Source organism: Jeotgalibacillus marinus (genome assembly GCF_040801915.1).
GTDB classification, from domain to species: domain Bacteria; phylum Bacillota; class Bacilli; order Bacillales; family Jeotgalibacillaceae; genus Jeotgalibacillus; species Jeotgalibacillus marinus.
Window position 1 is genome coordinate 50980 of the sequence record NZ_JBFMIA010000003.1, and the last position, 13841, is coordinate 64820.

Sequence of the window (13841 nt, forward strand, 5' to 3'; positions counted from 1 at the left end):
GACGAACAACAGCTATTGAATAATCCAGTGTCGGTTTATGAGCAATGAATGTACATGAAACCGCCCGATCATAAGCAAACGAAATGAGTATAATGAATTATTCACTTCAAGGAGGTGTGAGCATTGATGAGGCGTCCTACAAATCGAAAAAAAACATCCACCAAAAATGCTAGTTCTACTGTTGCTAATTCATCACCAAAACGAAAGAATAGTAAAAAAGGGGGATGTGGTTGTTGTGGTAAGAAGAAAAAAAAATAAAAAAACACATTTCAATAAAATGAAATGTGTTTCTTCAAGTTTTAATCGCATGATCATTATATGGATATGATTCTTCATCAATATGAACATCAGTCATTATAAAGTAATCGAACTGCTTCTGTTGCCTCAAATATTAGAGAACTGTACATTCAAGAGATAAATCATGTTTATTGCTATAGTCTTCTCCTTTGCTCACAGCAAAAGCAAACCCAACAACCACCTCATATTCGGAGTGGCCCCAGTTGAAAAGTTCAGTGCAGTAAGAAGGAATGTACAGTCCTCATCTTTTATTTTATAAAATGTTAGTCTATCGTCACTTCTTTGTTCTGTAGGAAACACACGCGATTCGGTATGTTCCAATTCTGAATCGCCAATAAGATCTTATACTTTGATCACACATTGAAGAGCTGCCATCACGCTCCACTATTTATTCCACCAGTCCTTTGATAGATCTTAAAAGAATCCTAATTTTTTCGGACTATAACTAACAAGCATGTTCTTTGTTTGTTGGTAATGCTCAAGCATCATTTTGTGATTTTCTCTACCGATTCCTGACATTTTGTATCCACCAAACGCAGCGTGTGCAGGATACTGATGGTAACAGTTCGTCCATACACGACCCGCTTGTATACCTCGCCCGAAGCGATACGCTGTGTTGACATTACGCGTCCAAACGCCTGCCCCTAGCCCGTAAAGCGTATCGTTCGCAATTTCAAGTGCTTCCTCATCCGTTTTAAATGTAGTCACAGAAAGAACTGGACCAAAGATTTCTTCTTGGAAGATTCTCATTTTGTTATGACCTTTAAAAATAGTTGGTTGGATGTAATAGCCATCCGCATTTTCGCCATCTTGTTTATTGATTTCTCCACCGACAAGTACTTCAGCACCTTCATCTTTACCAATTTGCAAGTAGGCTTGGATTTTTTCCATTTGTTCTGCCGATGCTTGTGCACCCATCATCGTATTAGGATCAAGTGGATTGCCTGTGTTGATCGCTTTTACGCGTTCAACGACTCGTTCCATAAACTGATCAAAAATATCTTCATGTACGAGTGCTCGAGATGGACATGTACATACTTCTCCTTGATTTAACGCGAACATGACTAGACCTTCCACCGCTTTATCCACAAAGTCATCATCTTCGTCCATGATATCTTTAAAGAAGATATTTGGTGATTTACCACCAAGCTCTAGTGTGACTGGAATCAAGTTTTGAGAAGCGTATTGCATGATCATACGTCCGGTAGTGGTTTCACCTGTAAACGCGATTTTAGCGATGCGATCACTTGATGCAAGTGGTTTACCAGCTTCAAGACCGAAACCGTTTACAATATTTAGTACACCAGGAGGCAATAAGTCGTCAATCAACTCGGTCAAGAACAAGACTGATGCAGGCGTTTGTTCAGCTGGCTTTAACACCACACAGTTTCCTGCTGCCAGTGCAGGTGCAAGTTTCCAAACAGCCATTAAAATTGGAAAATTCCAAGGAATAATTTGTCCGACTACACCAAGTGGTTCATGGAAGTGATACGCTACCGTGTCATTATCAATTTCTCCAAGTGTTCCTTCTTGAGCGCGAATCACTCCTGCAAAATAACGAAAGTGGTCAATTGCTAAAGGAATATCAGCATTTAATGTTTCACGGATCGCTTTCCCGTTGTCCCATGTTTCTGCCACAGCAAGCATTTCAAGGTTCTCTTCCATGCGATCTGCAATCTTATTTAAAATAATCGATCGTTCTGTGACTGATGTTTTCCCCCAAGAATCTTTGGCTTTATGGGCAGCGTCAAGAGCAAGTTCAATATCTTCTTCTGTTGATCTTGCGACTTGGCACAATTCCTTACCATTAATAGGTGAAAGGTTTTCGAAATATTCTCCATTTGATGGAGCAACCCATTCCCCACCTATGTAGTTATCATATTTTTCTTTAAAGTGTACAATGGAATCTTCAGTATTTGGATTAGCATAGGTTAGCATTTATATTCCCCCAGTTTATTCGAATGTGTTCCCTCATTTGTCTCTCTTGTTGAATGTTCTGTTCTTCTTATTACAGTCACCTCTCATTCGATGTAATTGCTGCGCTCTTATTCTACTTAGATTAAAAACGCCTAATGCATATTCCATATTTATTATAATATAAAAGTTGTCATTTTTCTGATTTTTTTATTTAAATACTGATTCTGTCGTTTTGTCGGTCGATGAACAAAATTCTACCTCTTTACCCTTAAGGGATCTTCTATCAACTGAATTGTCCTCCATTTTTTTAAAAAATCCCCTCTCTCCAACTGGAGAAAGAGGATTAATATTATGAACAGCTACGACTTCCACCTTTTCGGACTTGTGCACCTGTTTCACCTTTTAAAATATCGCCGCCTGTTTGACGGATAATTTCATCCGTTACAGCGTTTGATACGGTGTTTGCCACCATTTGAAGAAGTTCGTTTACTTCAACCTGTGATTGCTTAAATTCTTGAACAATTGGAATATCATTAATTTCAGCTTCCACTTTTTCAATTTTTGCTTCAATCATTTTCAACGCTTCATGCTTGCCATAGTGTTGAAAATTGACTGCTTGTTTTTGCAAGCTTCTTAGACTTGCCATTTTCTCACGGATTTTTTGATTTTCTTGAATTTGTGCTTCAGCACGTTTAAAGAAATCAACTTCTTCTGTTTCTGTAATCATTGTCGCTAAATCTTTTGCTTTTGCAATAATTTCTTTTTTTGTATAACGTTGTTCCATTACGCATTCACCTCGACCGGTTGCACAACATCAATCATTTCACCATTTAAGCTCCATGTTTTGGCATCCGTTATTTTTACTCGAACTAATTTTCCTACTACATTTTTTGGAGCAACAAAATTTACAAGTTTACTTGTGCGTGTGTAGCCTGACAGTACATTAGGATTTTTTCGACTTTCGCCTTCAACAAGCACTTCAACGACTGAGCCTTCTAGCTTTTTCAATGCAGCGTTAGACAGGTCGTTAACAAGTGTGTTTAAGCGTTGTAGTCGTTCTTTTTTAACTTCCATTGGTACATTGTCTTCCATTTTAGCGGCTGGTGTGCCCTCACGTGGAGAGTAAATGTACGTAAATGCCGTCTCAAAACCAACTTCTTTGTATAAGCTCAATGTTTCTTCAAACTGTTCTTCTGTCTCATTCGGGAAGCCAACGATAATATCTGTTGTCAGAACAGCATTTGGAATCGCTGCACGAATTTTACCAACCAGATTGATAAAATGCTCTCGAGTATATTTACGAGCCATCATCTTTAACACTTTAGATGAGCCATGCTGAACGGGTAAATGAATGTGTTCAACCAGATTTCCACCTTTTGCCAGTACTTCGATTAAGTAATCGTCGAAATCGCGGGGGTGGCTTGTTGTGAATCGTATACGCGGAATGTCGATCTTACGTAGCTCGTCCATCAACTGACCTAAACCGTATGTCATGTCATCAAAATCTTTTCCATAAGCGTTTACGTTTTGACCAAGCAGGGTGATCTCCTGATAGCCTTGAGACGCAAGATGACGAACTTCTTGAATAATATCTTCTGGACGACGACTACGCTCTTTGCCTCGCGTGTATGGAACAATACAGTAGGTACAAAACTTATCGCACCCGTACATAATATTAACCCAGCCTTTAATAGCACCTTTACGTACCTTTGGGAGATTTTCAATAACGTCGCCTTCTTTAGACCAAACTTCAACGACCATTTCTTTGCTCATGTACGCTTCGTTTAAAATGTTTGGCAAACGGTGGATGTTATGTGTACCAAAAATCATGTCAATGTGCTGATGGGTTTTTAAAATCTTATTTACAACAGATTCTTCTTGTGACATACAGCCACAAACGCCAATCAACAAGTCTGGACGTTCTAATTTTAGTGGCTTCAAGTGGCCAATCTCACCAAAAACTTTATTTTCTGCGTTTTCACGAATCGCACATGTGTTAAGCAAAATCACATCAGCATCTGCGGTTGAATCTGTTAGCTCATAGCCAAGTTGTAGGAAAATCCCTGCCATTACTTCTGTATCATGCTCATTCATTTGACAACCGTACGTACGGATGTAGAATTTACGTCCTTTACCCATGCCTTCAAATGCCGGATCGATCGTAAAATCTTTATGATAGCTCACTTCTTCTTTGCCACGTTTTTTCGCATCTTTTAAAGAAGGTGGGCTATAGACTGTTTCGAAGTATCGGCTATAGTCTTTAACCGTCTCTCCTGTGGCAGGTGTCTTTGACGCGGCTTGTCCCGCTAGACGCTGCTCTTCATTCATCTAAAAATCCCCTTTCTATCAATCAAACCAAATACGGTTTCTGTATACAATGACTACATAGATCTCTTCTAAATATGTTTTGAATGTAGTTCAAAATCACACGCCCTTATAGTATAAAGGGTCGATACTTCTTATACAATAGGCACGCCTTGTTTGTCGTTAAATTGACTTTTTTCATATTGATGTGCTGGGTTTTTCCTGATAAAGATAATAGACACATCTATTCAGGGACAATGATCTCATTCTTTCCCCCATAAAAAGAAGGCAGCAAATGTGCAAGGCACCTACGAGTGCGCACATCTCCTGCCTTTTACTGCTGCGTTCTACCTCGGTTCAACTATGAGCTTCATGGCGGTTCGATCTTCTCCATCAATTTTAATGTCAGTGAATGCAGGAATACAAATTAAATCCACGCCCCCGGGGGCAACAAACCCTCTGGCAATAGCAACCGCTTTTACTGCCTGATTTAGTGCGCCAGCTCCAATCGCTTGTACTTCTACCATCCCTTGTTCACGTAACACACCGGCTAATGCCCCGGCGACTGAATTGGGATTTGATCGTGATGATACCTTCAGGACGTCCACCATCATGTACCTCCTCATTAACGTCAACTACCACACCATGGATGTGATGATTTCCATTCACTATATTCGTGGAAGTGACTTCCTATGCTTTTTGAGGGGACTTTTTGTTATTGTGACACGAACGGACGATCTTCGTTAATCAAAATGCGTTCAATGTGAGTGGCTTTACCCGTTTTTCGATCAAGTTCAATAAAGCACCCACTAAGAATCGCACGTCCTGATTTTGGTACTTCAAAACGGACAGGTAAGCTTGTCACGAAACGTTTTAATACAGCGTCACGTTCCATTCCTAAAACGGCATCATATGGACCTGTCATCCCAACATCTGATAAATACGCGGTCCCATCGGGTAAAATTCGATTGTCCGCTGTTTGAACATGTGTATGAGTACCCACAACAGCTGATACTTTACCGTCTAAAAACCATCCCATTGCTTGTTTTTCGCTTGTAGCTTCTGCATGAAAATCAACAAAAATAAACGGTGTATGGCGTTTTGCTTCATCCACAAGTTTTTTTACAACCGGAAACGGATCATCTACTGGATTCATAAAGGTACGCCCAAGCGCATTGATCACTGCAATTTCCGCACTCCCAGCTTGAATCATCTGAATACCTTTGCCTGGTGCTCCTTTAGGGTAATTAGCAGGGCGCACGATATTTGTTTTTTGATCAATAAATTGAAAAATTTCACGGTTATCCCACGTATGATTTCCCATCGTAATTACATTTGCACCTGCCGCTTCAAGTTGACGATAAATTTTTTCTGTTATTCCCCGTCCAGATGCAGCATTTTCTCCGTTGATAATCGTCACGTCAGGTTGATATTTTTCTTTTAACTGCGGCACATATTCTTCGACCATTTCTCGACCCATTGAGCCGACCACATCGCCAATAAATAAAAGTTTCATAAAAGTTCCTTTCTCTTACATAGTATATTTCAGTTTACCATATCATCTATACAAAAAGAGAAAGGCAATGTGAATGTTGCCACATTGCCTTTCTATTATTTTGCGTATTCAACTGCTCTCGTTTCGCGAATGACGGTAACTTTAATGTGTCCCGGGTAATCGAGTTCTCCCTCGATACGCTTACGAATGTCGCGTGCTAGTCGATGAGCTGTCATGTCATCGATTTGCTCTGGTTGAACCATAATTCGAATTTCACGTCCTGCTTGAATCGCAAAGGATTTTTCAACGCCATCATATGATTCTGAAATTTCTTCTAAACGCTCAAGACGGCGAATATAATTTTCGAGTGTCTCACTACGTGCACCCGGGCGTGCAGCAGATAATGCATCTGCAGCAGCAACAAGCACAGCAATAATGGACGTTGCTTCATGGTCACCGTGGTGAGAAGCAATACTGTTGATCACAACAGGGTGTTCTTTATACTTAGTCGCTAGCTCTACGCCGATTTCAACGTGGCTACCTTCTACTTCATGGTCAATCGCTTTTCCGATATCATGAAGCAATCCTGCACGTCTTGCGAGTGTTTCATCTTCGCCAAGCTCTGCTGCAAGTAGTCCTGAAAGATACGCAACTTCCGTTGAGTGCTTCAGAACATTTTGACCATAGCTTGTACGGTAACGAAGTCGACCCAAGATTTTGATTAAATCTGGATGCAAGCCGTGAGCACCCACATCAAACGTAGTTTGTTCACCGATTTCGCGGATATATTCATCCACTTCTCGTCGTGCCTTGTCCACCATTTCCTCGATTCGTGCCGGATGAATACGACCATCCTGTACGAGTTTTTCAAGCGCGATACGTGCTGTTTCACGTCGAATCGGATCGAATCCAGAAAGAATGACAGCTTCTGGCGTATCATCAATGATAAGATCAATTCCTGTTAACGTTTCAAGTGTACGGATGTTACGCCCTTCACGACCAATGATACGACCTTTCATCTCATCATTCGGCAAATTCACGACAGAAACAGTTGTCTCCGCTACGTGATCAGCCGCACATCGTTGAATCGCAAGCGAAAGTACTTCACGTGCTTTCTTCTCGGATTCTTCTTTTGCACGATTTTCCTGTTCCTTCACCATGATCGCTATATCTTGAGCAAGTTCTTTTTCCACCTGATCAAGGATAATGCTCTTCGCTTCTTCACGGGTCAAGCTGGAAATACGTTCAAGTTCAAGGTCTTGCTGTCGAACCATCTCGTCCACTTTGCTTTCCATCATTTCAATATGTTGTTGTCGTTCATGCAAGGAATGATCCTTGCGCTCAAGCAATGATTCGCGTTTCTCCATCGAATCATCTTTGCGATCGAAGTTTTCTTCTCGCTGCATTAAACGATTTTCTTGCTTTTGTAATTCGTTTCTTCGCTCACGAATTTCCGCTTCAATCTCTGAACGAAGCTTATGATTCTCATCTTTAGCTTCTAGTAGCGCTTCTTTCTTAAGTGCTTCTGCCTCACGTTTACCATTTGTAATGATTTGTTCTACAGAGCCTTTCGCGCCACCGATTTTCGCATCCATCATGAATTTATGAATCAAATAACCAACAAACACACCGACGATAATGCCAAGCAAAATGGAGATGATATCAAATAGTCCCATCGTATTCACCTCCCCTTGCTATTCAAATGTTTCAGATCCTGCCTTTTGTCGGCTAGTATAAAAAAGTACTATACAAGGCCAGGCAATTTAACTAGTCAAACGAATAAAATTGTAAAATATACAATTTTAATTTTAAGTCTGTGAATTTTTCTTGTCAAGGGTATTACAGAATATTCGAAGCAACCTTTATTTTACTGGATTTATACAAAAAAGCAAAGAGGAATTAGACTCTTTGCTTTTTCTATCAATTTAATAGTGATAAAAATAGATTTTTACTGATCATTTAATTTTAATTCTGCACCGTCTTCTGGAGCATCATGATCAATGTCCATACCGTGGTACTCACGAATTTTCATCATGATTTCTTGACGAGTTTCAGGGTTTTCTTTTAAAAATTGCTTCGAGTTTTCACGACCTTGTCCTAATCGGTCGCCATTATAAGAATACCAAGATCCACTTTTTTGAATAATGTCCACATCAGCACCTAAGTCGATAATTTCTCCTTCTCTTGAAATGCCTTCTCCGTACATAATGTCGACTTCGGCAATACGAAAAGGTGGAGCAACTTTATTTTTGACGATTTTAATACGCGTTTTATTTCCGACCATTTCATTTCCTTGCTTCAATGTTTCTGCACGTCTCACATCTAGACGGATCGACGAATAGAACTTTAATGCACGTCCACCTGGTGTCGTTTCAGGGCTCCCGAACATGACACCTACTTTTTCACGAATCTGGTTGATGAAAATCGCGATGGTGTTCGATTTACTAATCGCACCTGATAGTTTTCGAAGTGCTTGAGACATTAATCGAGCTTGTAGACCAACGTGAGTATCTCCCATTTCTCCTTCAATTTCTGCTTTTGGAACTAGCGCTGCAACAGAATCGACAACAATAATTTCAACTGCACCGCTTCGAACAAGCGCTTCAGCAATTTCAAGTGCTTGCTCCCCTGTATCTGGTTGGGATAGTAGTAACTCATCGATATTAACTCCTAGTTTGCTAGCGTACACAGGATCGAGCGCGTGCTCCGCATCGATAAACGCTGCTTGACCGCCATTTGCTTGAACTTCTGCAATGGCGTGAAGCGAGACAGTTGTTTTACCCGAACTTTCTGGTCCATATATTTCAAGCACACGACCGCGTGGATATCCGCCTATTCCAAGCGCTGCATCCAATGCGATAGATCCACTGGATACAGTTGAAATATTTCTATCAGTCTTTTCCCCCAACTTCATAATAGACCCTTTACCAAATTGCTTTTCAATCTGTTTTAGCGCCATATCGAGGGCTGCTTGACGTTCACTCACAAAAATTCCTCCTTTTATCTAAGGTACCAATCTTTATCTGAGAGGTATCTCATAACCTAACTATACTATACTCTTTTTTAAATCATTTAACAAGCAAAAAGCGAACATTTATTCGGTTTTTTTACCGATCAAAAATAGAGTCATTTTCACCTTTTCTCTAAAGAAGTCATTCGGTTTTCAATTCGATTTCAGAACCGATTTTGTTCTTTTCACTTTATTTATTTTTTTAGGCTCTGTTAAACAATAATGTTGATAATCGTTTAAAATCAAAGAACCCCAGTTGGAAGTCCTTTTTCTCGTTTTTTTATTCAAACATTAAAATTTTAGGGTCTTTTCCATCACAGTGAACAAGCATAGCGTGTAATTGTCCCCTGTGATGATAAACGTGTGCTAAGATTTCTAACAACCATTCATATCTTGTGTATGTCAAACCCCAATGTGAACTAGTTTCTGTAAGAAGTTCTTCTTCAGATAAATTCATATAATTATTTTTAAGTGCTTCAAAATTGACAAGCAAACCATCTTTTATCGAATCTAAGGTTTTATAAGATACTCCAGAATAAAAGTCTTCCATTTCTTCTTGGGTTGCTTCTTTTGAAATACGCCAATCAGCTTCGCAAATCACTGCAATATGTTCTAACAACTCTCCGATAGAATGTTTATTAGATGTAGGTGTTTTTTTAAAATCTTCTTCCTTCATTTTGCCAATCATTTCAATAACTGTTTTTACGGCTACTTCAATTTGGTGTAATGCGCTTTTACAATTCATATGTACCCCCTTGTGACGCTCTATTGTTTTCATTCCAACTTTGACTGAATACTTACCAAAGCGAACAACATTATTCGAATGGAAGTGAGTGCAAGTCTACCCATCTTTAGTTTTTCAATTTCTTAAATAATTTCCTTCAACGCCCGATACCACTCACTCTCGTCCTTTTACCTTATTATAGAACAACTGTTCGTTTTATTCAAATATAAACAGTGCTATTTAACAGAACCTTTTTTAAAAAGAAACATCCTCTTCACATTTAAGAAGAGGATGTTTCTTTTTCTAATAATCGAATAAGCTGAAAAAATCCGTGCTTAACTGTACGAATACGATTGTAATTGCGTTCTCCTGTCAGTTTAAGCGAAATAGCAAATGGCTCTCGATCGCTAAAAGAAAGGCCAATCCAAACCGTACCAGGTGGCTGTCCCTCAAGCGGCTCTGGTCCTGCGACACCTGTAAAGCTAATGCCAATATCAGATTTAAGGCGCGTTCGAATACGTGAAGCAAGCTCAATCGCACAGGCTTCACTTACCGCACCATGGGTATCTAAGATGTCTTGTGGGACACCCACAAGATGATGTTTTACTTTATTCGTATAACACACAACGCCACCGAGTAAAGTAGAACCAGCACCAGGGACAGAAGCGATTTGAGAAGCGAATAAACCTGCAGTCAAGCTTTCCGCAACCGCAATCGTCTTTTGTTGTTCTTTTAAAAGTGAAACTGCTTTGAGAAGCAATGTTTCATCATTTTTCCCATACACATACTCACCAACAACGTCGTTAATAAGCTGTTCGGTGTGATCAAGCATTGAAATGGCTTCCTTTTTATTTTCGTGTTTTGCGGAAAGACGCAACATAACTTCACCATCTGAAGCCAAAGGAGCGATTGTAGGGTTATGTTGCGCGTCAATCAGTTCTTCAATACGTGACTCAAGCTCTGCTTCTCCAATGCCAAAAAAACGCAACACACGAGATCGAACAGGCTTACCGCCCCCAAATATTGTTAACAGCTTTGGCACGACATCGTTTTGGAACATCGGCTTCATTTCACGTGGAGGTCCCGGCAACAACACAAACACCGTTTGGTTATGTGTGACAAGCATTCCAGGTGCCATGCCGTGATGGTTGATAAATACATCACTGCCATTCAAAACAAGTGCTTGTTTTCGATTATTCTCAGTCATCACACGATTTGCACTAACAAAGAATTGTTCGATTGCCTGAAGGGATGGTCCATGTGACACTAATTCTAGCTGAAGATGCTGTGCGATCGTTTCTTTTGTTAGATCATCTTTTGTCGGGCCTAATCCACCTGTTAAAATCACAAGGTCTGCACGTGTTTCAGCTTCTTTTATTTCATCTAAAAGTCGCGAAGCGTTGTCACCTACGACGCGATGACGATATACATCCGTCCCCATCTCAGCAAGCTGCTGAGATAAAAATTGCGCATTTGTGTTAGCAATTTGACCCAGTAAGAGTTCAGAACCAACAGCAATAATTTCAGCATTCATAAAAGAACACCCCCCTTATTTTGAATGACGGAATGCACCCCAGTTTTTCACAAAGTAATCCCATCCAGACCACACAGTAAAAAAAGTAGCAACATAAAGTGCAATCATATCAAACGGCACATTGATCATTTCAAATCCAATATTGTGTAAAAGAAGAGCTGATATCGCAATGATTTGCATCCACATTTTTATTTTCCCAAGCATAGCAGCAGCGTGAACTTCCCCGCTTCCTGCTAAAACAAGACGTAATCCAGTAATTGCAAATTCACGACTAATAATAATAATCACGAGCCAAGAAGGTGCAATCTGAAGCTCTACTAAAATGACGAGCGCGGCAGAAACAAGAAGCTTATCTGCCAGTGGGTCTAAAAACTTTCCTAAATTCGTGACCATATTAAATTTACGAGCGTAATACCCATCAACCCAGTCAGTTGATGCGGCAAAAATGAAGATGAGTGCTCCTACAAAATGATTTACAGGGATATGTGTGCCGAGGATTTGAAGAGAACCCCAACCGAAATCAACGAGCATGAAAATCATAAAAAGTGGAATCAAGAAAATTCTTGAAATGGTGATTTTATTCGGTATATTCACGTTTGTTTTTTCCTCCTTGTATCCAGTCGCTTGCAAAAAAATAGTCATCTCGCAAGATGACTATTGATCTTCGTTTAGCTAGAGCGAATAATCTATTCGCAGGTGTTATTTCACTTCAAAATCCATATTTTGAGTATTCAATGAACTGCCAAATTCAACTTCTTCTCCATTAATCTTCACTACTGTTCCAACAGTACTACCAATACGTACACGGAACCATTCTAGATCACTAGCGTCAAATTCCATATTACCGCCAGATATAGTTTCGTCATGTAAATATTCATCAGCCTGATTTGTAATACCTACCCACGTATTGTCTGAAGTAATACTCACTTCAATTGAATCAGCATTTGAGATTTCATACGTAGTTGTATTGCCATCAACCTCAGCATTTACTATATTTAACGCATCTTCTGAGTCTGAATCTGAATCTGAGTCTGAGTCTGAATCTGAAGATGCGTCTGAATCTGAGTCTGAATCTGAAGATGCGTCTAAATCTGAGTCTTCTTCACTATCAACGTCACTGACTTCAGATTGATCAAGACCAACCGAACCACTTCTATCTCCAACTACCGGCTCAGTATCATCATTATTTTCTGAAAACGAGCCCTGAGCCCATGACCACGCTAAAAAAAGAAGTCCTATAACAAACACAACTGCAATAATGGTTGGCAGCAAATTGAAAACTTTCGATGAACCTGTTCCGCTTTTTTTTGTATTTTTGCGGGTTACATGCGAAGGAATTTGTTCCTCATAATTTGACGGAATATCCGCTGCGTGCGTTTCAAACAATTCCTCTGGGTTTAAGTCAACAGCTTCCGCGTATTGCTTAATAAATGCTCGCACATAAAAGGAACCTGGCATCATTGTGTAGTTTCCTTCTTCAATGCCTTGTAAATATCTTTTTTGTATTTTTGTTAATGCTTGAACATCTTCTAATGAATAGCCCTTTGCTTCACGGGCTTCTTTTAATTGATTTCCTAGTTCTGTCAACTTTTTTCACCTACCAATAATTAAAAATCAAAACCACTAAATTCCGAGCCATTAAACATATTATTTTTGGGAGCCATTTCGTATGTAATTTCTTCATCTGGATTGTGTCTTAGTTCAATAATGTAATCAAAATCATCTATTGAATATTCCGAGTTCTCCACAAAAATATCTGGATGTTCAATCACTTTAACAGCAGGCATACGCATAATCTCACGGACAAGCTGCCAATGCTTTTCGCTTGCTCTTCTTGTTGAGACAACCCCGTCAAGAATATACAAATTGTTTTCATTGTATTCAGCTTGAATTAGCTGATTCCGAATCGTTTGTTTTAATAAAGTTGATGATACGAATAGCCACTTTTTATTTGCGCAGACACTCGCAGCAACGATCGACTCGGTTTTCCCAACTCGTGGCATCCCCCTAATCCCAATTAACTTGTGTCCTTCTTGTTTATATAATTCAGCCATAAAATCAACTAATAACCCTAACTCATCACGAATAAAGCGAAACGTTTTTTTATCATCAGCATCCCGCTGAATATAGCGTCCATGCCGAACTGCTAGACGGTCACGTAGCTTTGGTTGACGTAGTTTTGTCATCTGTATCGTGTCCATCGTGCTAATAATTGATTCAAGTCTGGATATTTGTTCATCGTTACGTGCTAGAAGGAGCATACCACGTCTACCTTCATCCACACCGTTAATTGTGGCAATGTTAATTTCAAGCATTCCTAGCAAAGAGGAGATGTCCCCGAGCAATCCGGGTCTGTTTTTTTGAATTTCATACTCCAAATACCACTCGATTCTATGCATTTGTTCATCTCCTTCCATAAAAAACAATCTCGTTCTTTTTTATCTACTAACGTTAATAATAAATCATTTTACTACAATAGAAAAGGGAAACCCAAGAACAAACAAAAAAAAGGAGGTTAGACCCTCCTTTTTTTGTCACGCACAATCAACGATTTCCAATG

General features: G+C 39.6%; 12 protein-coding genes. All 12 read right to left on the reverse strand.

The genetic code is table 11. The annotated features are described in order from the left end of the window. Positions 1 to 711: 711 nt before the first annotated feature. On the reverse strand, positions 712 to 2235 hold the full coding sequence (gene adh, locus AB1471_RS05375) for an aldehyde dehydrogenase (RefSeq protein WP_367778710.1): 1524 nt from the start codon (positions 2233 to 2235) through the stop codon (positions 712 to 714). A 328-nt stretch (positions 2236 to 2563) separates the two neighbouring features. After that, positions 2564 to 2998 (reverse strand): YlbF/YmcA family competence regulator, encoded by a 435-nt coding sequence (locus tag AB1471_RS05380; RefSeq protein WP_367778711.1) that lies wholly within the window; start codon positions 2996 to 2998, stop codon positions 2564 to 2566. Further along, on the reverse strand, positions 2998 to 4542 hold the full coding sequence (gene miaB / locus AB1471_RS05385; protein WP_367778712.1) for a tRNA (N6-isopentenyl adenosine(37)-C2)-methylthiotransferase MiaB: 1545 nt from the start codon (positions 4540 to 4542) through the stop codon (positions 2998 to 3000). The genes AB1471_RS05380 and miaB overlap by 1 nt, the downstream gene beginning before the upstream one ends. Before the next feature lie 323 nt (positions 4543 to 4865). Then, on the reverse strand, positions 4866 to 5126 hold the full coding sequence (locus AB1471_RS05390; protein WP_041057602.1) for a stage V sporulation protein S: 261 nt from the start codon (positions 5124 to 5126) through the stop codon (positions 4866 to 4868). Positions 5127 to 5233: 107 nt separating this feature from the next. Continuing rightward, complete coding sequence (locus AB1471_RS05395; protein ID WP_367778713.1) at positions 5234 to 6034, reverse strand: TIGR00282 family metallophosphoesterase; 801 nt, start codon at positions 6032 to 6034, stop codon at positions 5234 to 5236. A 95-nt stretch (positions 6035 to 6129) separates the two neighbouring features. Further along, positions 6130 to 7689 carry a ribonuclease Y gene (gene rny / locus AB1471_RS05400; RefSeq protein WP_367778714.1) on the reverse strand — a complete coding sequence of 520 codons (1560 nt, stop codon included), beginning with the start codon at positions 7687 to 7689 and terminating at the stop codon, positions 6130 to 6132. A gap of 272 nt (positions 7690 to 7961) precedes the next feature. Beyond that, positions 7962 to 8999 carry a recombinase RecA gene (gene recA, locus AB1471_RS05405; protein WP_367778715.1) on the reverse strand — a complete coding sequence of 346 codons (1038 nt, stop codon included), beginning with the start codon at positions 8997 to 8999 and terminating at the stop codon, positions 7962 to 7964. 304 nt (positions 9000 to 9303) lie between these two features. Beyond that, the gene (locus AB1471_RS05410; RefSeq protein ID WP_367778716.1) at positions 9304 to 9768 is read right to left on the reverse strand and encodes a DinB family protein; all 465 of its coding nucleotides are present in this window, start codon (positions 9766 to 9768) and stop codon (positions 9304 to 9306) included. A 259-nt stretch (positions 9769 to 10027) separates the two neighbouring features. Beyond that, positions 10028 to 11281 (reverse strand): competence/damage-inducible protein A, encoded by a 1254-nt coding sequence (locus tag AB1471_RS05420; RefSeq protein WP_367778717.1) that lies wholly within the window; start codon positions 11279 to 11281, stop codon positions 10028 to 10030. A 15-nt stretch (positions 11282 to 11296) separates the two neighbouring features. Beyond that, on the reverse strand, positions 11297 to 11875 hold the full coding sequence (gene pgsA, locus AB1471_RS05425) for a CDP-diacylglycerol--glycerol-3-phosphate 3-phosphatidyltransferase (RefSeq protein WP_367778718.1): 579 nt from the start codon (positions 11873 to 11875) through the stop codon (positions 11297 to 11299). A 105-nt stretch (positions 11876 to 11980) separates the two neighbouring features. Beyond that, positions 11981 to 12868 (reverse strand): helix-turn-helix domain-containing protein, encoded by an 888-nt coding sequence (locus tag AB1471_RS05430; RefSeq protein ID WP_367778719.1) that lies wholly within the window; start codon positions 12866 to 12868, stop codon positions 11981 to 11983. Positions 12869 to 12888: 20 nt separating this feature from the next. Beyond that, positions 12889 to 13680, reverse strand: a complete 792-nt coding sequence (locus tag AB1471_RS05435; RefSeq protein ID WP_367778720.1) for a YmfK family protein — start codon at positions 13678 to 13680, stop codon at positions 12889 to 12891. Positions 13681 to 13841: the final 161 nt, after the last annotated feature.

What these genes read in the sequence shown, in the direction of transcription:
- AB1471_RS05380 (WP_367778711.1), bottom strand. Translation starts at nt 2,998, where the DNA reads ATGGAACAACGTTATACAAAAAAAGAAATTATTGCAAAAGCAAAAGAT.
- AB1471_RS05420 (WP_367778717.1), bottom strand. Translation starts at nt 11,281, where the DNA reads ATGAATGCTGAAATTATTGCTGTTGGTTCTGAACTCTTACTGGGTCAA.
- AB1471_RS05395 (WP_367778713.1), bottom strand. Translation starts at nt 6,034, where the DNA reads ATGAAACTTTTATTTATTGGCGATGTGGTCGGCTCAATGGGTCGAGAA.
- rny (WP_367778714.1), bottom strand. Translation starts at nt 7,689, where the DNA reads ATGGGACTATTTGATATCATCTCCATTTTGCTTGGCATTATCGTCGGT.
- miaB (WP_367778712.1), bottom strand. Translation starts at nt 4,542, where the DNA reads ATGAATGAAGAGCAGCGTCTAGCGGGACAAGCCGCGTCAAAGACACCT.
- adh (WP_367778710.1), bottom strand. Translation starts at nt 2,235, where the DNA reads ATGCTAACCTATGCTAATCCAAATACTGAAGATTCCATTGTACACTTT.
- AB1471_RS05410 (WP_367778716.1), bottom strand. Translation starts at nt 9,768, where the DNA reads ATGAATTGTAAAAGCGCATTACACCAAATTGAAGTAGCCGTAAAAACA.
- AB1471_RS05435 (WP_367778720.1), bottom strand. Translation starts at nt 13,680, where the DNA reads ATGCATAGAATCGAGTGGTATTTGGAGTATGAAATTCAAAAAAACAGA.